We start from the raw sequence: 17,428 nt of genomic DNA, 5'->3' as shown, positions 1-17,428 counted from the left end.
TTCTCGTGCTCCCTGATTTCGTGAGTGTGGGCGGTGTGGAGGTGGTCAACCACGCCCGCCTCCGCGCGTACCTGGAGACAGTCGGCTCGCCGCTCACGAGCGGGTCGGCGATCTGTAGCTGCGAGACAATCACCTCGGCGGTCCTGGACGACGACGGGCAGCCGTACACCACGCCCGACGACCCGTTGACCCCGGCCGAGTGGTACGACCCGGATGCGCCGGAGAGTCTCGAGTTCGCCGGCGTGCTGCTGCTGAGCGTCGACGGCGTGGACGACTTCCCTGTGGAGCGGTCGGTGAGCACCGCGGTGACGGGCGGCGGGTCGCTCGGTCCGGCCCGGGTGCAACCGCGGGAGATGACGTTCACCGGGATCCTGCTCGGTGCGACGTGCTGCGGCGTCGAGTACGGGCTTCAGTTCCTCAAGGCGGCGTTGCAGGGCTGCACCGGGTCGCAGTGCGGTGGGGACTGCGTGGACATGTACGCGTGCTGCCCGGGGGAGACGATGACCCGGGACGAGTTCAACCGGGCGCACCGCAGGACGTTCCGCCGGGTGGCGTTGACGTCCGGCCCGAAGGTCACCGCGCGCAACGGCAACGGCTCATGCTCGGGCGGTACGTGCTCTCTCGGCGCGGACGTCATCACCGTGGAGTGGACGATGACGGCGGCGAGCCCGTTCGCGTACACGGACGGGGTCGAGCTGCTGAGTGTCGCGCTGCCGACCGACGACGATGACGAGTGCATTGAGTGGTGCATCCACGACCCGCGGCTTCCCGACTGGATTCCGCAGTGCACCGACTGTCGCCTCAAGCAGTGCCAGGACAGCCAGGACGGCTGCGGCGATCCGGCCTGCGGCAGCGTGGCGCCGCCGGTTCCCTCCTCGCCGGTGACGTGCTTCTGCGAGTCGCTCGCGGTGAACTCGGCCGCGTACGCCATCGACCTGTCCGGCCGGCCGGGGTGGATGGACGATGTGCCGCTCATCAGCGTGTACGCGGGCAGCAGCGACCTGCGGAGGTTGACGATCAGCCTGTTCCAGAAGACCAGCGCCGACGCGGGCTTGACGTGCGAGGAGATCGCCGAGAGGAAGCGCTGTGAGCCGTACGCGCAGTGGACGTTGAGCTACCTGGCCGCCGGGTCGGAACTCGTCCTGGACGGGCAGACAGGGCGGGCTGCGGTCTACTGCGGCGGCGACTGCTCGTCGGCGACGACAGTGTTCGGTAGGGACGGGGCGCCGCCGTCGTGGCCCGTGCTGGACTGCGCCGAATACTGCCTGCTGCTGGAGACGGATGCCTTCGTGGCGCCCGCTTCGGACGCTGTGCTGTCCTTCGCCGTGTCGGGGCGGGCTCTCTGATGGCCGGCCTCGGGTGCGCGGCCGAGTACGCCGCCTACATCGCGGACCGGGGCGGGGCGATCCTCACCCAGGCCCAGGTCATCACGAAGGTCGACTGGAGCCGTGTCCTGAACGACGCCTCCACGGCGAGCCTGACGATCGAGCCGGACGTCGACTGCTGCGGCGTCCTCGGCGACATGCGAGCCATGAGGCACTGGGTGCACATCTACCGCAACGGCTCGTACGTCTGGGGCGGCCAGATCCTCATACCGAAGTGGGGGGCGGGCACGGTCCAGATCTCAGCGGCCGACATCGTCTCGGTGCTGAACCGGCGGACCCCTCACGAGTCCACGACGTTCACGAATACCGACCTGACGGACATCGCGCAGTGGCTGATCGAGGACGGCTTCGCCCCGGACGATCCGGGCCACAGCGTGACTGTGCTCGCGCAGTCGGGAGTCATTGGCTCGCGCGACTACCAGGAGAACATCGGGCAGACGGGTGACTACCTGCGCAACCTGGCGGAGACCGGCCTCGACTTCACCGCGGTCGGGGAGACGCTGCTGCTGATGCCGGACGACTGGAGCGCCAGCGTCGGCCTGATCACTGATGTCGACCTTCCGGACGGTCTGAGCGTCGAGGAGGACGGCACGGCCATGGCGACGAAGTGGGCCGTCTACGGCGACACCGGCTCGGGGATCGTGGGCGTGGCCGGCGGGGTGCACCCCTACTACGGGCTCATCGAGCGGAGCATCCAGGACACGAGCATCAAGGACCAGGTCAGCGCGGATGCGGCAGCCCAGTCGCGGCTGAACGCGTCGCTGCCGGTGCCGGTCTACATCGACTCGTCGGAGGTCACATTGTCCCCAGACACGGGCGTGGACATCGCACGCCTCGTGCCGGGCTGGTGCGTGGACGTGGCGACGACCGCAACGTGCCGGAACATCTCGCAGCGCATGAAGATCACGGGCGTGAGCGTGTCGGCGGACGGCGACGGCGAGTCGGTGAAGGTGCAGTTCGGCCCAGTGAGCAGCTCGGAGGACAACTAGCCATGGCGTACCGACCACCGTCGAGACTCATCCCGGACAACCCGCTCGCGGGCATGTTGCGGGAGGCGCAGCGCACGGCGAGGCAGCCGGGGCCGCGCGGCCGACAGGGTGACCAGGGGCAGCGTGGCGAACAGGGCCAGCCGGGACCGCCGGGGCCGCCCGGGGAGGCCTCGACTGTGCCGGGCCCGCCCGGTCCACCCGGACCGCCGGGGGCCGCCTCGACCGTGCCTGGTCCGCCTGGTCCGCCCGGTCCGCCAGGGGCCGCCTCGACCATGCCGGGCCCGCCTGGTCCGCCCGGACCGCCCGGGGCGGACTCCACGGTGCCGGGCCCGCAGGGGCCTCCGGGACCGCCCGGAGCTCCCCCGGCCGCGAAGGTGGTCAACACGGCGGCCGACGGGCGGGCGACGTGGGTCTTCTCGCAGGCCTTCACGCAACCTCCGGTCATCAGCGCGCTCGCTGTCGATCCCGACCCGAGCGACAGCCGGGGCCTGTTCGTGACGCTAGAGGCTGTGACCACGACGCAGGCCGTGGCGCGGGTGTGGCAGTCGACGGGCGTGCTTCTGGGTGGGCAGACGGCGGTACCGGCTGCGGCCGGGGTCAAGGTGCACCTCTTCGCCGTGGGCACGCTCGCCTGATCGGCGCTCGTAGACTCGTTGCGCCGCTGGTTTTGGGCCGGGCATGGAACCGAGCATGTGGGGTCATTCCAGTGGCGAAAGCGTGTGCGTGTGGGGACTACTTCACCGTCGACCCGACGACCGGTGAACTGTGCCTGATCCCAGGGACGATGGGTCTTCGGCAGACCCTCTACTTCGGGGCAGGCACGTACACGTTCACCAAGGCCAACTATCCGTGGCTGGCTCGCGTGGAAGTGGAAGTGCAGGGGGCCGGCGGCGGGTCGGCCGGCGCCAACGCGGACACGGGCGAGGCGATCGCGCGTCCTGGAGGCGCTGGGGGCGGCTACTCGAAGTCGCTGATCGACGTGGCCGACCTTGGCGCGTCGGTGCCCATCAAGGTCGGTGTGGGCGGCGCTGCGGGCACGTCGACCACGGACGGCGGCGACGGTGCTCCGTCGTCGTTCGGCAGCTTCGTCATCGCGAACGGTGGGGGCGGCGGCACCAACAACATGGGGTCGGGGACGACCGCGAATACCTCGCAGGGTATCGCCGGACCAAGCGGAGGTACGGGTGACTTCGCGATCGGCGGCGGCGCCTCCGGGTCGGCGATCCGCCTGAACGGCAGCTTCGCCATGGCGGGCTTCGGCGGCGACGCCCAGCTCGGCACGGGCGGCCTGGGCCGCACCACGCAGGGCAACGGGCTCGGGCCGCGCGGCTTCGGCGGGGGCGCGGGTGGCGCCGTCTCGTTCGGGGGCGCCGTCGACGGCGGCAAAGGCGGCGACGGGCGCGTGATCGTGCACCTCTACGGCTGACCGGACGTCGGCCGGCGCATCCTAGACTGAGCGGCAGCTGCTGGTTCTGGGCCGGGCCACGAACGCACCCCTGAGAGGTGGTCGTCTTGGCCAGGTGTCAGTGCGGCGGCAGTGACTGCAACTGCGTTGTGCAGGCGGGCACGAACACGACAGTCACAGGGTCGGGCAGTGCGATTAACCCGTACACGGTGAACGCGGTCACGAACTGCGCCGAGGTCCGGGGGTGCCTCTCTGCCGGGCCTGGTATCAACTTCGACCCGTCGACCGGTGTGATCGGCGCTGACATCTCCTCGACGCCCGGCAACAACCTGGTCGTTGACGCGAACGGGCTGTTCGTACCCGCGGGCGCGGCGACGGTCCAGACGGGCTGTGGTCTTCTCGGTGACGGCTCGGCGAGCGCGCCCTTGCGGGTCAACCGGGCGACGTGGCCGTTCACGTGCAGCATCACGGCGAACGGCGGCGGCGTCTACTGCGACCCGACGACCGGGCAGTTGAAGACCGACCCGCCGTTCCGGTCCGCGTTCGCCGAGGTCGCTCCCAACGACACGTTCAGTCCGCGAGCGGTGCCGACCACCGAGACGACGGTGGAGACGTACAGCGTCACCATCACCAATCCGGATCCCTGCCGGGAAGCGTTCGGGATCGTCCTGCGGAGCCTCGACGTGGGGTTCGACCTGCCAGCCAACGGCGGCGCGGCCATGGCCGGCATCAACGGCGACGACCTCACCTACATGAAGAACACCGGCAGTTCAGGCATCACGGCCTGGCAGTCGCAGAACACGGTGTTCCACAACACCGTTATCCCGGCCGGTGGCTCGCAGACGATCAACCTGAACGTCACGCTGGGCCGGGGCGCCGGGGGCTCTACGTACAACCGTATCCAGGCCACGATCCGGGTGTGGCTGTTCTCCATTCCGCAGACATGATTGGGGCGGCTGCTGTGGACCAGACGACGGACCAGACGACGCGCTACTACCAGTTCTCCGACGGGCGGCTCCGCGAGGTGACGATCACCGGAAGCGTGAGCATGCCCGAGCCCGAGGGCGCGGTGGGGCTGAGCGCAGAGGAGTATCAGGCGGCTCTCGGCGTCATCCAGGCCGAGCGGGAGACGGCGCGGGCCGCGCGGGAAGCGGCAGAGCAGGCCGAGGTACAGGCCGTCTATCTCGCGCTCGCCGCGATCCTGCCGGACGCCGTCGCCCGGCGGCTGTCCGGGTACGCACCGCCGACCGACCCTGTCCCCGATCCGGGCGGCGTGATCGACCTCGACTGAACGTTGCCAGGGCCCCGGAGCGGTGATCGCCGGGCCCTAAACTGGGGGCCGCTGCTGGTTTTGGGCCGAGCCGGATTCCACTCCATCGGAGGGATGCATGGCTTCGTGCAAGTGCGGCGGCGGGCAGTGCAACTGCGTGGTCACCGCCGGTGCCAACACCACGGTTACGGGGGCGGGCTCCACCAGCAACCCCTACGTCGTCAGCGCGACGGCGCCGCCAGCGAACGTCGTCACCGGCTGCGGCCTGACGGGCTCCGGTTCGGCCACCTCGCCGCTCGCCGCCAAGGTGGCCGCATGGCCGTTCACGTGTGACATCACGGACAACGGCAGCGGCATCTACTGCGACCCGACCACGGGCGAACTGCGAGCCGATCCGGCGTACTGGGCCGACTTCCAGGGAGACCAGGCGAACACGGCCCTGGCTACGCCGATGCCGGTGCCGACTGCGGCACAGCAGACGATCGACACGATCTCGATCGACGTCACGAACCCGGACCCGTGCCGCCGAGGCCTGGGGCTCCTCTTCCGCGAGGTCGACCTGGACTTCGTGCTGCCGCCGAACTCGGGCGCCATGGCCGGTATCGACGGCGACGACATGAACTACTTCGGCAACCAGGGCAGCGGAACGATCATCAACACCCACTCCCAGGACAACAAGATCACCGCGTTCACGCTCAACCCGGGGGAGACGCGCACGATCACGATGAGCATCGAGACCGGCCGGGGCAGCGGCGGCGCGACGATCACCCGGATCCAGAAGTCGCTTCGCGCGTACGTCTGGTCGAACCGCTTCAACTGACGGGAGCCCGGCGATGGCTGAGCAGACGTTTTACTACGAGTACCCGGACGGTTCGGTCACGGAGCGCGTGACGACAGCGGCGGTGCCGACTCACCCCGACGGGGCGACGCTTCTGACGACGGATAGCTACGCCGAGAAGAAGGCGGCGATCGAGGCGACGCGCGCGCAGGAGTACGCCGACATCCAGGCGACGGAGACGGCGCAGAAGAAGGCCGCGTACGACGCGCTGATCGCGGCGAACTTCGACCCGGCGGTAGCCGCGACCCTGTCGGGCTACACGCCGTCGGCGAACCCGGTGGTGAGCTGACATGGCGACCTGCCGGGGTATCGACGTCTCGACCTACCAGGGCGAGCAGGACTGGGCCGCGCACAAGCGGGCCGGGGTCGTCTTCGCCTTCGCCAAGGCGTCCGAGGGGCAGCGCTCGCGCGACGCACGGTTCGGGATGCACATCAAGGGCATCAAGGCCGCCGGTCTCGTGCCGGGCGGCTATCACTTCGCGTGGCCGAACCAGGACGTCGCGAAGGAAGCGGCGAACTATGTCGACGCGGCCAAGCCGTACGCGGGGAAGGGCTTCACGCACTGGCTCGACCTGGAGCGGTACAGCGACGGCCGGAACTATGCGGGCCGGTCGTCGGCGCAGATCAAGGCGTGGGCCACGGCGTGGATCGCCGCCGTTCAGAAGGCGTTCCCCGGTCAGCGGGTCGGCGTGTACACGAGCGCCGACGACATCGCGGCGGGGAGGGCACCCGACGGCGTCCCTCTGTGGTACCCGGCCTATCCCGGCACGAGCGTCGACACCTACGCCGAGGCAGAAGCCCGCCCGACGCCGTCCCCATCGGGTCGCAAGCCGCTGATCTGGCAGTTCACCAGCGACCCCGCAGGTAGCGGCCCGCGCATGGACCTGAACCTCGCGTACATGTCCGAAGCCGCCTTCCGGGCGTGGGCGGCCGGTGGCAGCACCGACGAGGCACCCAAGGAAGGAAGCGACGTGCCCGAATACGTGAACCTGGGGCTCGCGAAGCCGTACACGCTCGCGCCGGGGAAGTGGGACTCGATCGAGTTCACCACCGAGTGGAACGACACGGCCGCCGGTCACGCCGACGGCGGCAGCGTCTTCGTGCGCGGCGCCGCACGCTTCGCGGGCAGCGTGTCCCTGACGATCAACAGCCTGCCGGTCGGGGACGTCATCCAGGCCCGCATGTCCGAGTACCTCGGCGACGAGCTCGCCCAGGACCATCCGATCGACGAAGTGGTCGGCACGCCGGGCGGGACGTTCCGGATCGTGCCGCTCGTGAAGCGGCTCGGCAAGGACCGCGGCATGCGGGTGCGGCTGCTGAACCAGTCAAACGTGCCGGTCACCATCACCAGTGCCGTCCTGACGGCGCTCGTCTTCAAGGAGTCCTGACGTGCTGCTGCCTTCCATCCTCCGTACGGTCGTGCCGCTCGTCGCCGGCTGGATCATCGTCGCCCTCACCCATCTCGGGTTCACGCTCGACAGCAACACGGCGCAGGCGGCCGTGACGCTCGCCGTCGCGGGCGCCTACTACCTGGTGTTCCGGCTCGTCGAGCGGACGGCCGAGAAGTTCGGCGGCCCGGTCTGGCTCAAGGGCGCCGTCGGCGCGCTGCTCGGGTACGCCCGGCCGCCGCGGTACAAGGCGACGGACGACGTCGCCGAGCTGGTGAGGCAGAGCCGCCCATGAGTACGCCGCCGGAGCCTGAGGGGTCGACTGTCGCGGTCGAGCTGGAGCGGTTGCGGGGCACGGTCGCTACGGGGTTCGCTGAGGTCAAGGGCAGCCTGGCTGTCCTCGTCGAGCGGTCCACCCGTAACGAGCAGGACCTCGTACGGCTCCGCGACGACACGCAGAAGGCCCTCAACGCGCTCGGGGCCGAGGTCGAAGCGCTCAAGGCCCGGCGGTGGCCGCTCGGTGTTGTCGGCGCACTGACCGGCGTTGCGGGCGCCGCAACGGGTGCAGCCGCGCTGTTCATCCGCTGACGCCCGGGTCCGAGACTGAGCACCCGCCCCACCGCTCCGGGGCGGGTGCTCTGCCATGCTTCGAGCATGAGCGATGACCCCAACCTCAACGAGGTGCTGGCGCGGCTGTCGCGCGACCCCGTCGACGTGTTCGCGGAGATCGAGGCCGCGCGGCGGGCGGCCGAGGCTGCACCCTTGCCTGAGCCGAGCATCATTCCCATGCCGGAGTTCCCTGCCTTCGGGCTGGTCCGGTATCCGTGCCCGCTCGGGTGCGGCTGGCACCACGACGAGCGGCCGGGCCTCGAACCGTTCGGGCCGATCACCTTGCCCGCCGACCCGGGAGCGCTGAGTGCGGCCCTGACGGCGCACGCCGATGCACGGGCCGAGGCGCTGCGGCAGCGCATCGAGAACGCGCTCAGCGACCATTACGAGGTCGCGCACCCCGACCGCTGACCTGCCCCAGGCCGGTGTCAGTGCCCGCCGATACGTTGGACGTGTCCTATTCGTATGGCTGCTGGCTGCGCTTTCGGTTTGGACCTTGCTGCCCCCGCTCGATGTTCCGAGCGGGGGCGCTGTCGTTACGCGGCCTGGTCGACGTCGTCTCGCGTGACGTCGGCCCAGTCGGCGAGGAGCCGCGCGTACGCGGCTGTGCGCTCGTCGCTCGCGGGCTGCTGCATGAGAAGGCGGATGCTCTCGTTGACCTGGTCCAGGGCAGGCGTCACCCGGCCGTGAGGCCGGAAGGAGTGGGGCATGCGTCCACCGTACGGCGCGGCACTGACAGAGGGCCGAGGCCGGGGTGTTCTATTCTGCGTTCGAGGCGATACCGCCGCACATCGCCCATGCAGAACGGACGCGCACCATGGCCACTCCCACGCTGACCCCGCTGAAGGACTACCCGAGCTCGGTGTGGGACTCCTCGGAGGAGGGCCTGTGCTGCAAGTGCTACGCCAAGTGCAAGCGGTACGGCATCGGCGCGAACCCGCTGTGCCGAAGCTGCTTCGTCGAGGTCGCGGCGAAATGGAGTCCGGGCGTGAGGCAGAAGGGCTACAACGCCTGAGTGCTACGGAGTACGGCACGCCCCGGAGGGGACAGGGGGCGTGCCGCAGTGGTGCCGGGTCAGGCCGCAGCCTTGAGTTCCTTAAGCATCACGGCGTACAGCGGAGAGTCCGGGAACGGCTGCCGCTCACCGACCTTCCGGTACCCCCAGCTCTCGTACAGTGCCTGCAAGCGTGGCCGTTTGGTGTCGACGGTGAGCACGGCAAGCGCTTCTGGCCGGTCGGCGAGCAGTGCGGCGTGCATCTGCTCCCCGAGACCCTGCTTGCGCCACTTCGGCCTGAGCATGAGTTCCGAGACGGAGAACGTGGACGTGTCGGCCGGCTCCTCGTGCAGGTACTCACGCCACCATTCGCGGCCAGGCTCGCCCGGCGCCCCGTAGGTGAACCCGACCGGTTCGCCGTGCTCGTAGGCGACCACGCACGCCCACTCTTCCCGGCTGCCCCAGTGGTCAACGAACCAGGGGAACCGCTGCACGAACTCCTCATGGCGCCTGTCGGCGTAGGCGTCGGCGTGAACTTCGAGCAGCGTTTGCTTGATGTCGGGAAGGTCGGCATGGCCGTAGTGGCGTAGCTGAACTGCCGTGCTCAACGGGCGCTCCATTCGGATCGGTATCGGTCGGCCCACTCCCGCGCCACCTGGGTAGACGGCGCATGGGTGAGAAGGTCACGGTAGAAATCGCCGAGCAGGACCCGGAGGCGGCCGGGTAGCGGGCTGCCGGCCATCAGGTTGAAGACGCCCTCGGTGGACGCGCATGCCTGTTCGGCGTCGCCCTGGTGGAGCTGGGCGACGGCGAGGTGGACCGTGGCCATCGCCCGGTTGCGCCGGTACTGCTTGGGTAGGGCGGCAAGAGCCCTGTACGAAGCGGCCTCGGCCTCGGCTGGTTGTCCCAGGTACTCGCGGACGATCGCGGCCAGGGCGTGAAGCTCCGCGGGGCCGTAGAACGCCACCCAGCCCGGCCGCGGCTGCTGCTGCACCTTGCCCAAGGCCTCCTCGGCGTATCCGAGAGAGCGGATGGCTGCTTGTCCGTCGCGGCGAGTGGCGTGGCCGACGGCGGCGCGGGCGTGAGCGAGGGAGCCGAACAGCGGATCGTGGCGAGTGATCGCGGTGGACTGTGCGGCCTGAGCGGCGGCGATGCCCTCGCCGTTGTCGCCGCGCTGGTGAGCGAGGATGGAGGTGGAGTTCCACACCCGCATCTGGGCCACGGGGTCCTGTGCCATACCGGCGAGACGGAGAGCCTCGTTGAGGTGGGTCTGCGCGCGGTCGAGCTGGCGGGCGTCGATGCAGGACCAGGCGGCCATGGCGGTGTAGTCGGCGGCGACACTGAACAGGCGCTGCCTGATCCGCTGCGTTGCGGCCTTTCCCTGAAGCGAGACGGCTTCGGCTGCGCCGGCAAGAGCATCACGTTCCAGATCGGCGTGTCCGCCCCGTTTCTGATCAAGGGCGGTCAGGCCGTCCATGCCCTTGCGGAGCCGGATCACGTCCGAGGTGCCGACGCTGGAAGGTCGCGCGGAAACGAGGGGTATTGCGGCGGCGGCGGCAGTGCCTCCGGCGCCGGTGAGGAAGCGGCGGCGGATCACGTCGGGGTCCTCCTGCGGCGGTGCGGGCGACCCTGGCGGGTAGAACCCGAGGGCCTCGATGGTGCACCTGAATACTGCCTCCAGGGCGTTGCGCTTGGCACGGTGAGGCCAGGTGGATTTTCCGGTCAGCCACGTCCGTACGGTGCGGTCCCCTACGCTGTCCCGCTCGCCTGCGGCCAGTAGCTCAGCATTGACTGCCTTGGCTAACTCGGCTTGCTGAAAGGCGCGTTCGGCCATGGCGATCCTGAGACGGAAATTTCCGGTCACCTACTCACCGTAGTCCTGGGCTTATGAGCGGTGAACGCGGGCGACCGGAAATTTCCGGTTGGCTGCGACCACCAACCCCGCTGTTTTTCCTGCCCTTTACGGGCTCCTGCCCGTTGAACTGAACATGCATCGCGCCGTGCTGCACCACCCCGGCCGGTGTCGCGGGCTCGGCCCCTGCCTCGTGGGGGGTGGGCCCGCCTTGGCAGACAACCACCGAGGGGCAGCGATGATCCACACCGCCCAGGAGCAGCACCCCAGCAGGCACGCACCTCGAACTCGGGGGCGCGTCGTGACCCGCCCCGCGCACGCCGACGGCTCGCCCCCAGCGAGGGAGACGGGCCACGGTGATGGTGGGTCAGGCTGCTTTGAGGGCGGCGACGTGCCGGGCGCGCTCTTCGAGGTCCCGGGCCGCGGCGATGTTGCGGTACGCGGGGAGCGCCTTGAGCAAGGTCTTCAGGTGCTCATCCCCCCGGGCGCTGCTGATGGTCAGGTGCTCGTCCAGGAAGGCGCCCCATGTCTGGCAGGCGGCCTCCAAGTGCCGCATGTGGTACTGCCGCTCTGCGATCACCCCGAGGCAGTGCAGGCGCCCTTGACGCTCCAAGGGGTCGCGTACCGCGTTCGAGCGGCGCAGGGCCTTGATGGAGCCCTCGGGGTCCTTCAGGTGCCAACGCACGTGCGCTTCATGGAAGAAGTAGGCCGCCTGGTCGTAACCGCCCACCGCATCCTTGCGGTTGTCGGCCTGGGAGAGCGCGGTCTCGGTCTGGCGGAGCCGGGTGAGGGCGGTGTTGCGGTCGCCGGTCATTGCCGCGGCGGCGGCCTGCTGCCCGCGCAGGAACGCCACCAGGCGCGGCCCGGACGCCGGGGCTGCCTCGGCGGCGGAGTCCGCGAGGTCGAGCGCCTTCTTCCCGTGCCCCAGGTGCGAGGCCTGGAGGCTCATGCCGCGCAGGGTACGGCAGTAGGTGACGTGGTCCCCGGCTTCGCCGGCGAGGTCCAGGGCCCGCAAGTAGTACTGCTGGCCCAGGCCCTGCTGGTTCTCGTACATGGCCATCCAGCCCGTGAGGTACACCAGGTCGGCGGCGGCGGCCTTCATATCCCGCTGTACGCGATCGGTGCCGGACGCCCGCAGGTACGTTCCCACGGAGTTGACGAGGAATGCGGCGGCCATCGGGCGGGCGTGACCGGCGCCCACCTGATCGAGGATGTCGGCGATCTTGTCCGTCATCGTGCGCACGGTTTCCACGTCCGAGGCGCCGACATGGACCGTGGGGCCCGCTTGCGCGGCCTCGATGTGGCTGGTCCGGTCGGCGACGTCCTCGAACTTCGGTACGGCCAGGGCCGCCACATACATGCCGGTCTTCAGCACCCCTCGCCTGGAAGGGTCCATGTCTGCTCGGCTCAGGTCGATCACTCCCGCTACGGTGTCGTGCTCGTCGGCCGGGGGAGTCTCCCAGCCGATCTCCACGCACGTTACGGGCCTGCCCAGCAGCCGGGAGAGGGCTTCGGCGATAGCGGGCCGCGCCTCCGGCTTCGGCACGCTGCCCGCCAGCCAGTGAGACACCGTGGTCTTGTCGTAGTGCAAGGTCACGCCCAGCTCACGCCCCACGGCGTTCACCCGCCTGGCGAGCTGCGCGTTCTGTATCCCTCCCGCCTGCATCAGGGCCGCAAGAGCCGCGTTCGGCGTCCGATCACGTCGCGCCATCGAAGACCCCCGAGTTGCGTTCAACCAGTTCAACCGTCCTCCCACTGTCCACCGTTCCGCCCGACTACGTAAGCGGGTTGGCTGAATACCGGCCGCACGCGCTCTGCTTGCGGACGGCTGGTTGACGGCTCGCCGGTCCCACACAGCCCCGAGGGGGACCGACGTGCACCGAGACGACGAAAAGGCCCACACGATGACCCAAGCAGGTACTACGCAGGAGAGAACCCCCGCCCCAAGCCGCCCCGACCCGGCCACCCCGGTGCTCTACATCTGCGCCGAGCGCAGCAAGCTGACGCCCGGTCTGGCTGCCCAGCCCGCTGAGGAAGAAGGCCTGTCCTTTGCGGCGGGGCGCGGCCTGGAGGTCGTGCGGTGACCGACCTTGAGCTGTACGACGAAGATGACGAGGCGCGTGCGTCCGGCGTCCTGGTGAATACCCGTCAGGAGCGCGAGCAGGCAGTACGGAGCTGGCTCCTGCTATCTGCGCAGAGCGCGGATAGGGCGCGCACGGAGTGGCAGATCGGCGGCGTCGCTCTCTTGCGCTGCGGCGCGTTGTTCGCCGCAGTCCGCATGTCCGCCGATCTGGTCCACGCTGCGGCAGGTTCCGCGGATGCGGAGACGGTGAACGCGTATCTCGCCGAGGTGCTCCACGGTGGGCCTGTGTTCGTCGACCAGCACAGCAGGCGGTACTACGCCCTCGTACCGGCGAGCACGGCCGATCGGCCCGAGTGGCGCGGGCGGAGGCGGGACGGAGCCGAGTGCCTCGGCCGTGACTCCTATCTCGGGGTGCCGCGCCCGGAGTTCAATGATCCGCTCCAGCACTTCTCTTACTGGTGCGTGCCGATGGACGGCCCCGGCGACCTTTGCCCTCCGCCCGAGGTGTCCCGACTGGCTGCGTACGGCCGTCACCGGCTCGCTGCGGCGGAGGCCGGTGGGGGAGAGCCGTGAGCGGCGCGCACGCGCAGCGTCTTGTGGAGGGGCATTGGGTCACGGGTGACTGCTGGCTCGGGTGCCTACGCACGGGCCTGCCGGTGATCTGGCTCGGCCCGGTGCAGTGGGACGGCCAGCATGCGCCCTTCATGGCGTGCGCAGACTGCCTCCGCCGACTTAAGCAGCAGGCGCTCGACCACTTCATGCAGCGTCAGCCGGCCATCGCCTGAACTCCTGTAGACGCCGGCGGCGGGGTGCCACCCCGTAACCCCCGCCGCCGGACGCAATTCCGCCCCCGGCCCTGCGCCCCTCCCGCGCTCGCGTCGGGGCTGGGGTGGCGAGACTCCCGCGCCTCACCCCCGAGAGAGGCGGGAGGACCCGCACGCAACGGCAAGACGTGCGGGTCTGAGGTTCCGGCGCCGGTCATCCGCCGGGCCTCACCAGGCCGCCCGCCGGTTCAGGACGGCGGGCGGCCACCGACAGCCCCCGCTCCGGCCGGAACGGGCTCGATGAGAACCGAGAACAAAAAGGAGCACGCACCGCGTGGGCAACAAGAAGAACACCGTCAAGGCGGCGAAGGCCGAGATCAAGCGGGACACCAAGAAGGTCACGGACCCGAAGGCGGAGCGCACCCAAGGGGCCTTGGCGGACCGGCATGTGCGCCACCACACCCCCGACAGCCTGTACGGAGAAGACAGCACCAGCTGACCACGATCACCCGGCCGGGGCTGCCTCGTTGCTCCACTGCCCCGGCCGGGTCCTGCTCCCGCTGACCGAGGAGGCATCTTGAATGGCATCGCCTTACCGCACCCCGCGGACCTGTTCGCGCTCAGCACTGACCGGATACACCGCGCCGCAGCCGACCTGTGGCCCCACGAACCGCTGACCCTGGGCGATCACGTCCCTTCGGTCACCGGCTACGTGCACCGCGCCCGCGTCGGCGGCCGGGACGTGTTCGCGAAGGACTCCGTCCTTGGCCTGTCGCTCGTCTCCATACTGCGCGGAGTGGCCGGGGACCGCGACAAGGTCCGTGCGGCGCAGACCGCCTATGCCACCTCACCCGCGTCCCTGCTCGCCCGGGAAGCCGGACAGTTGCGCACCTTGGACGCCGCCGGGGTGAGGGTCGCCCGCTGCGCCGGTTACGCGGCCGGGGTGTTGTTCACCGAGCCCGTCACCGGCCCTACGCTGGCCGATTTGATCACCAAGGACCCGGCACGGACGGGGGACTTGCTCAAGGCGGCCGTGACCGGACTATCGGGGCTTCAGCACCCGACCGTGATGGCTCAGGTCGACGCAGCACCGATCCCGGAGCGGAGCATTGACGGCACGTTCCGCCGGAAGTTCAACGGCGTCTCAGGACGCCTCTACATCGGGCGCCTCGGTGTTGATCGGCTCGACGAGCGCGCCCGCCAGGGCGTGGCGGCCGTGGTCGGTGTGGTCGTGGCCCGGCTGCTGAAACTCCGCCTCGCCCCGCCGATCGGCCCCAGAGTGATCGTCTACGGCGACCTGAAGCCGGAACATGTGTACTTCCCCGACGGCCCGGAAGAACGGCCGGTGTTCATCGACCCTGGCCTGGCCCGCGGGCCCGCGCACCACGACGTCGCAAAGCTCGTCTCCCGCACGTTCCTCACGCTCATCGCCGCCCCGCCGGTGGACGCCCCGGCCTGCGCCGTAGTGGACGGGATCGCCGCGTTCGTCACCGAGCAGACCAGCGCGCTGCGTGGCCCCCTGCGGGGTCTGTGGCTGCGGCGACTGCTCGTGACGTGGCTGATGGACACGGTCAACATCCTGACCACCTACCTTGCTGCACCTGCCGCGCTGCCGCTGCCCGAGCACGCCCAGGCCGTCATCGACCAGACGCGGGCCGTGTGCACGATCCTGGACCAGATCAGCGCTCAACTCGCGGCTGGGACCGACCCGGACGCGGCCTGGCGGCTCGCGCTGGGCGCGGTGACGAAGGCGGCGGCACGGTGACCGCCCGCACGGTGGGCATCATTGGCGCCGGCGCGGTCGGTCAGACCGTCGCCGCGCTCCTTGTTGGCGAACCGTGGTGTGAGCGGCTGCTGATCGCCTCCCGCAGGGCCGAGAGCGCCGCCGGGCTGGTCACCGATCTGGACGACATGGCCCACCTCGCCCGCACGGGCACCTGCGCGCTGGCCTGCGAGAGCGTCGCCGAGCTGGACCAGGCGGACGCTCTGGTGATCTGTCCCCGCGCCACGTTCACCAACACCGCCACCCGGAACGTGCGCATGGCCGGACTGGCCGCGAACGCCCCCCTGATCGCCGACCTCGCCCACACGCTCATTGGCTACGGCGGGCCCGTGGTGATGGTCACCAACCCCGTCGACGTCTTGTCGCGGCTCTTCGCGACCATCAGCCGCGCGTCCACGTACGGAATCGGGTCGGCGACCGACACCGCCCGCTACCGCGCTGCTCTCGCCGCCCATCACGGCGTGCCGGTCGAAGCGGTGGACGGATACGTAATCGGCGAGCACGGAGACGGCGCGGTCATCTGCGCCTCAACCACCACCATCAACGGCCTCCCGTGCACGGTTCCCCTCGACGACGTACGCGCCGAACTCACCGCCCGTCCCCGTCGGATCAACACAGGGATCGGCCGCACCCGCCACGGCCCGGCCGCCGCCGTCCTCTCCGCGCTCCGCAAGCTCCTCGCACAGGAGGACGGAACCGACGTCCTGTCCGTCAACCGCGCGGGCGTATGGCTCGGAATCCGGTTGCACATCCGCGCCGGTCAGCCGACCGTGCACCCCCTGGAGCTGGACCCCCACGAGACGGCGGATCTGCTCACCGCCCGCACGAAACTCGAAGCCACTTACCGCAAGATCAACCACCTCGAACAGCAAGGAGCCCCCGCGTGCCCCTGACCGCAACCCGCATCCACGCCGACACCGCCACCGTCACGGTCGCCAGTCAGACGGAGGCCGTCACCAACTGGTCGCACCGCTACTTCGGCCCCTGGTGGAACGCCACCACCGACACCCCGAACCCCGGCGGCCTCGCCGACGGCGGCGGCCTCGTCCTCGCCGACATCGAGCCCTCCCGCGTGGACGACATTGCCGCCCTCGTCACCGACTACGGCCACGACGAAACCACCTACGCCAACGCCCGCACCCTCGTAGCCCGCCACGACGGGATCACGTATGCGGTACAGCCGGACGAGCGAATCGCCTACCAGGCCGACGGCCGCCGCCTCGTCATCGTTGGCAACCACGCCGAACCGGTCGCCGTCGCCGCCGCGCGCCTAGCCCGCGAACTCGTCCGCGGCCAACTCCTCGCAGACGGCTGGACCGTGCTCCACGCCTCCGCAGCCACACAGAACGGGGACACTGTCCTCACTCTCGGCGACAAGGGCGCGGGCAAGACCACCACCGCCCTCCTCCTGGCCCGAGCCGGATGGGGCCTGCTGGCCAATGACCGCGTCTTCGCCCGCCCCGAGCCAGACGGCCGCGTGCGCATCCTTCCGTGGCCGTCGGCCGCCGCGGTCGGCCTCGGCCTCCTCGACGCGACCGGCCTGTACCACCAGGTCCGCGAACGCGTGCTCGCCGGCGGACAGCTCCACCCGACCCAGCACCCGAAGGTGACCGAAGCCCTCGTCGACGGGCGCCGCGAACCGATCTGGCGCGAGGACGGCAAGGAGCTGAAGCCGCAGTTCTTCCCCGACCAGCTCGCCAGCTGGCTCGGCCTCACCCTCAGCACCGGCGCGACCGCGGCCGGGCTGCTGTTCCCGGCGGTGAACCCCGAGGCAACTCCGGCCCTCGTCGAGGACGACCGCGCGCTGACCGAAGCTGACGTCTTCACCTCGAAGACCGAGGACCGCTACCCGGACATCTTCGGCCTCACCCCCGCCACCGCAGTCGGCGCCGAGGCGCTGACTGAGCATCTGGCCCGGCTGCCGCGCCGCTCCCTCGTCCTCAGCCACGACACCGACGCGAACGCGGCGCTCCTGGCCAAGACCGCCGAGGAGTTGACGGCCGACCGCTGAGCACCGCAGAGACTCCCGCCCCTGGCGTCCAGACGCGCGGATCCATCCCGGGCAAGA

24 protein-coding genes are annotated in these 17,428 nt (G+C 70.1%); 20 read left to right on the top strand and 4 right to left on the bottom strand.

Going from position 1 to position 17,428, the window contains the following annotated elements; genetic code table 11:
- Nucleotides 1-5 precede the first annotated feature (5 nt).
- From SPR02S_RS34995 to SPR02S_RS34935, 12 genes are all read left to right on the top strand, one after another.
- Nucleotides 6-1,346: a hypothetical protein gene (locus SPR02S_RS34995; RefSeq protein ID WP_019061682.1), complete on the top strand. Its 1,341-nt coding sequence runs from the start codon at nt 6-8 to the stop codon at nt 1,344-1,346.
- Nucleotides 1,346-2,374 carry a hypothetical protein gene (locus SPR02S_RS34990; RefSeq protein WP_019061681.1) on the top strand — a complete coding sequence of 343 codons (1,029 nt, stop codon included), beginning with the start codon at nt 1,346-1,348 and terminating at the stop codon, nt 2,372-2,374. Before SPR02S_RS34995 ends, SPR02S_RS34990 begins: the two co-directional genes overlap by 1 nt.
- Nucleotides 2,375-2,646: 272 nt before the next feature.
- Nucleotides 2,647-3,009, top strand: a complete 363-nt coding sequence (locus SPR02S_RS63485; protein WP_158697932.1) for a hypothetical protein — start codon at nt 2,647-2,649, stop codon at nt 3,007-3,009.
- Between the two features lie 71 nt (nt 3,010-3,080).
- A complete protein-coding gene (locus SPR02S_RS34980; RefSeq protein WP_019061679.1) occupies nt 3,081-3,800 on the top strand; it encodes a glycine-rich domain-containing protein in 720 nt (239 codons plus the stop codon).
- Between the two features lie 188 nt (nt 3,801-3,988).
- Entirely contained in the window at nt 3,989-4,726 is a 738-nt protein-coding gene (locus SPR02S_RS34975; RefSeq protein ID WP_019061678.1) for a hypothetical protein, read from the top strand.
- 14 nt (nt 4,727-4,740) lie between these two features.
- Complete coding sequence (locus SPR02S_RS63480) at nt 4,741-5,070, top strand: hypothetical protein (RefSeq protein ID WP_019061677.1); 330 nt, start codon at nt 4,741-4,743, stop codon at nt 5,068-5,070.
- 97 nt (nt 5,071-5,167) lie between these two features.
- Nucleotides 5,168-5,869, top strand: a complete 702-nt coding sequence (locus tag SPR02S_RS34965; protein ID WP_019061676.1) for a hypothetical protein — start codon at nt 5,168-5,170, stop codon at nt 5,867-5,869.
- A 13-nt stretch (nt 5,870-5,882) separates the two neighbouring features.
- Nucleotides 5,883-6,176 carry a hypothetical protein gene (locus SPR02S_RS34960; protein ID WP_019061675.1) on the top strand — a complete coding sequence of 98 codons (294 nt, stop codon included), beginning with the start codon at nt 5,883-5,885 and terminating at the stop codon, nt 6,174-6,176.
- A 1-nt stretch (nt 6,177) separates the two neighbouring features.
- Nucleotides 6,178-7,275 (top strand): glycoside hydrolase family 25 protein, encoded by a 1,098-nt coding sequence (locus SPR02S_RS65150; RefSeq protein ID WP_019061674.1) that lies wholly within the window; start codon nt 6,178-6,180, stop codon nt 7,273-7,275.
- A 1-nt stretch (nt 7,276) separates the two neighbouring features.
- Nucleotides 7,277-7,570, top strand: a complete 294-nt coding sequence (locus tag SPR02S_RS34945; protein ID WP_019061673.1) for a hypothetical protein — start codon at nt 7,277-7,279, stop codon at nt 7,568-7,570.
- Nucleotides 7,567-7,863, top strand: a complete 297-nt coding sequence (locus SPR02S_RS34940) for a hypothetical protein (protein WP_019061672.1) — start codon at nt 7,567-7,569, stop codon at nt 7,861-7,863. Before SPR02S_RS34945 ends, SPR02S_RS34940 begins: the two co-directional genes overlap by 4 nt.
- 66 nt (nt 7,864-7,929) lie before the next feature.
- A complete protein-coding gene (locus SPR02S_RS34935) occupies nt 7,930-8,295 on the top strand; it encodes a hypothetical protein (RefSeq protein WP_019061671.1) in 366 nt (121 codons plus the stop codon).
- A gap of 125 nt (nt 8,296-8,420) precedes the next feature.
- Here SPR02S_RS34935 and SPR02S_RS63475 read toward each other — a convergent pair whose 3' ends face one another.
- Entirely contained in the window at nt 8,421-8,594 is a 174-nt protein-coding gene (locus SPR02S_RS63475) for a hypothetical protein (RefSeq protein WP_019061670.1), read from the bottom strand.
- Nucleotides 8,595-8,701: 107 nt separating this feature from the next.
- Here SPR02S_RS63475 and SPR02S_RS56995 point away from each other — a divergent pair, with 107 nt between their 5' ends.
- Entirely contained in the window at nt 8,702-8,899 is a 198-nt protein-coding gene (locus SPR02S_RS56995) for a hypothetical protein (RefSeq protein ID WP_019061669.1), read from the top strand.
- Between the two features lie 59 nt (nt 8,900-8,958).
- Here the strand turns inward: SPR02S_RS56995 and SPR02S_RS34920 are convergent, their stop codons facing one another.
- The 3 genes from SPR02S_RS34920 to SPR02S_RS34910 form a co-directional block, all read right to left on the bottom strand.
- Nucleotides 8,959-9,498 (bottom strand): GNAT family N-acetyltransferase, encoded by a 540-nt coding sequence (locus SPR02S_RS34920; protein ID WP_019061668.1) that lies wholly within the window; start codon nt 9,496-9,498, stop codon nt 8,959-8,961.
- On the bottom strand, nt 9,483-10,712 hold the full coding sequence (locus tag SPR02S_RS56990; RefSeq protein ID WP_106437079.1) for an NsdA family TPR-like regulatory protein: 1,230 nt from the start codon (nt 10,710-10,712) through the stop codon (nt 9,483-9,485). Before SPR02S_RS56990 ends, SPR02S_RS34920 begins: the two co-directional genes overlap by 16 nt.
- Before the next feature lie 385 nt (nt 10,713-11,097).
- The gene (locus SPR02S_RS34910) at nt 11,098-12,441 is read right to left on the bottom strand and encodes an NsdA family TPR-like regulatory protein (RefSeq protein WP_026151133.1); all 1,344 of its coding nucleotides are present in this window, start codon (nt 12,439-12,441) and stop codon (nt 11,098-11,100) included.
- Nucleotides 12,442-12,604: 163 nt separating this feature from the next.
- On the opposite strand from SPR02S_RS34910, the gene SPR02S_RS34905 reads away from it, so the two are divergent.
- The 7 genes from SPR02S_RS34905 (at nt 12,605) to SPR02S_RS34875 (ending at nt 17,371) form a co-directional block, all read left to right on the top strand.
- Nucleotides 12,605-12,814, top strand: a complete 210-nt coding sequence (locus tag SPR02S_RS34905; protein WP_019061665.1) for a hypothetical protein — start codon at nt 12,605-12,607, stop codon at nt 12,812-12,814.
- The gene (locus SPR02S_RS56985) at nt 12,811-13,386 is read left to right on the top strand and encodes a hypothetical protein (RefSeq protein ID WP_019061664.1); all 576 of its coding nucleotides are present in this window, start codon (nt 12,811-12,813) and stop codon (nt 13,384-13,386) included. The genes SPR02S_RS34905 and SPR02S_RS56985 overlap by 4 nt, the downstream gene beginning before the upstream one ends.
- Complete coding sequence (locus SPR02S_RS34895; RefSeq protein WP_019061663.1) at nt 13,383-13,598, top strand: hypothetical protein; 216 nt, start codon at nt 13,383-13,385, stop codon at nt 13,596-13,598. Before SPR02S_RS56985 ends, SPR02S_RS34895 begins: the two co-directional genes overlap by 4 nt.
- Nucleotides 13,599-13,911: 313 nt before the next feature.
- A complete protein-coding gene (locus tag SPR02S_RS63470; RefSeq protein WP_019061662.1) occupies nt 13,912-14,076 on the top strand; it encodes a hypothetical protein in 165 nt (54 codons plus the stop codon).
- Between the two features lie 78 nt (nt 14,077-14,154).
- Entirely contained in the window at nt 14,155-15,342 is a 1,188-nt protein-coding gene (locus SPR02S_RS56980; protein ID WP_019061661.1) for a phosphotransferase, read from the top strand.
- Nucleotides 15,339-16,253 (top strand): lactate/malate family dehydrogenase, encoded by a 915-nt coding sequence (locus SPR02S_RS34880; RefSeq protein ID WP_019061660.1) that lies wholly within the window; start codon nt 15,339-15,341, stop codon nt 16,251-16,253. Before SPR02S_RS56980 ends, SPR02S_RS34880 begins: the two co-directional genes overlap by 4 nt.
- Nucleotides 16,244-17,371 (top strand): phosphoenolpyruvate carboxykinase (ATP), encoded by a 1,128-nt coding sequence (locus SPR02S_RS34875; protein ID WP_019061659.1) that lies wholly within the window; start codon nt 16,244-16,246, stop codon nt 17,369-17,371. Before SPR02S_RS34880 ends, SPR02S_RS34875 begins: the two co-directional genes overlap by 10 nt.
- Nucleotides 17,372-17,428 lie beyond the last annotated feature (57 nt).

Source organism: Streptomyces prunicolor NBRC 13075 (genome assembly GCF_000367365.1).
In the GTDB taxonomy this organism is placed as follows: domain Bacteria; phylum Actinomycetota; class Actinomycetes; order Streptomycetales; family Streptomycetaceae; genus Streptomyces; species Streptomyces prunicolor.
This window is presented reverse-complemented; position numbering and strand designations above follow the sequence as displayed.

What these genes read in the sequence shown, in the direction of transcription:
- SPR02S_RS34940 (WP_019061672.1), top strand. Translation starts at nt 7,567, where the DNA reads ATGAGTACGCCGCCGGAGCCTGAGGGGTCGACTGTCGCGGTCGAGCTG.
- SPR02S_RS34965 (WP_019061676.1), top strand. Translation starts at nt 5,168, where the DNA reads ATGGCTTCGTGCAAGTGCGGCGGCGGGCAGTGCAACTGCGTGGTCACC.
- SPR02S_RS34920 (WP_019061668.1), bottom strand. Translation starts at nt 9,498, where the DNA reads ATGGAGCGCCCGTTGAGCACGGCAGTTCAGCTACGCCACTACGGCCAT.
- SPR02S_RS34935 (WP_019061671.1), top strand. Translation starts at nt 7,930, where the DNA reads ATGAGCGATGACCCCAACCTCAACGAGGTGCTGGCGCGGCTGTCGCGC.
- SPR02S_RS34990 (WP_019061681.1), top strand. Translation starts at nt 1,346, where the DNA reads ATGGCCGGCCTCGGGTGCGCGGCCGAGTACGCCGCCTACATCGCGGAC.
- SPR02S_RS56995 (WP_019061669.1), top strand. Translation starts at nt 8,702, where the DNA reads ATGGCCACTCCCACGCTGACCCCGCTGAAGGACTACCCGAGCTCGGTG.
- SPR02S_RS63475 (WP_019061670.1), bottom strand. Translation starts at nt 8,594, where the DNA reads ATGCCCCACTCCTTCCGGCCTCACGGCCGGGTGACGCCTGCCCTGGAC.
- SPR02S_RS56990 (WP_106437079.1), bottom strand. Translation starts at nt 10,712, where the DNA reads ATGGCCGAACGCGCCTTTCAGCAAGCCGAGTTAGCCAAGGCAGTCAAT.
- SPR02S_RS65150 (WP_019061674.1), top strand. Translation starts at nt 6,178, where the DNA reads ATGGCGACCTGCCGGGGTATCGACGTCTCGACCTACCAGGGCGAGCAG.
- SPR02S_RS34960 (WP_019061675.1), top strand. Translation starts at nt 5,883, where the DNA reads ATGGCTGAGCAGACGTTTTACTACGAGTACCCGGACGGTTCGGTCACG.
- SPR02S_RS63485 (WP_158697932.1), top strand. Translation starts at nt 2,647, where the DNA reads ATGCCGGGCCCGCCTGGTCCGCCCGGACCGCCCGGGGCGGACTCCACG.
- SPR02S_RS34910 (WP_026151133.1), bottom strand. Translation starts at nt 12,441, where the DNA reads ATGGCGCGACGTGATCGGACGCCGAACGCGGCTCTTGCGGCCCTGATG.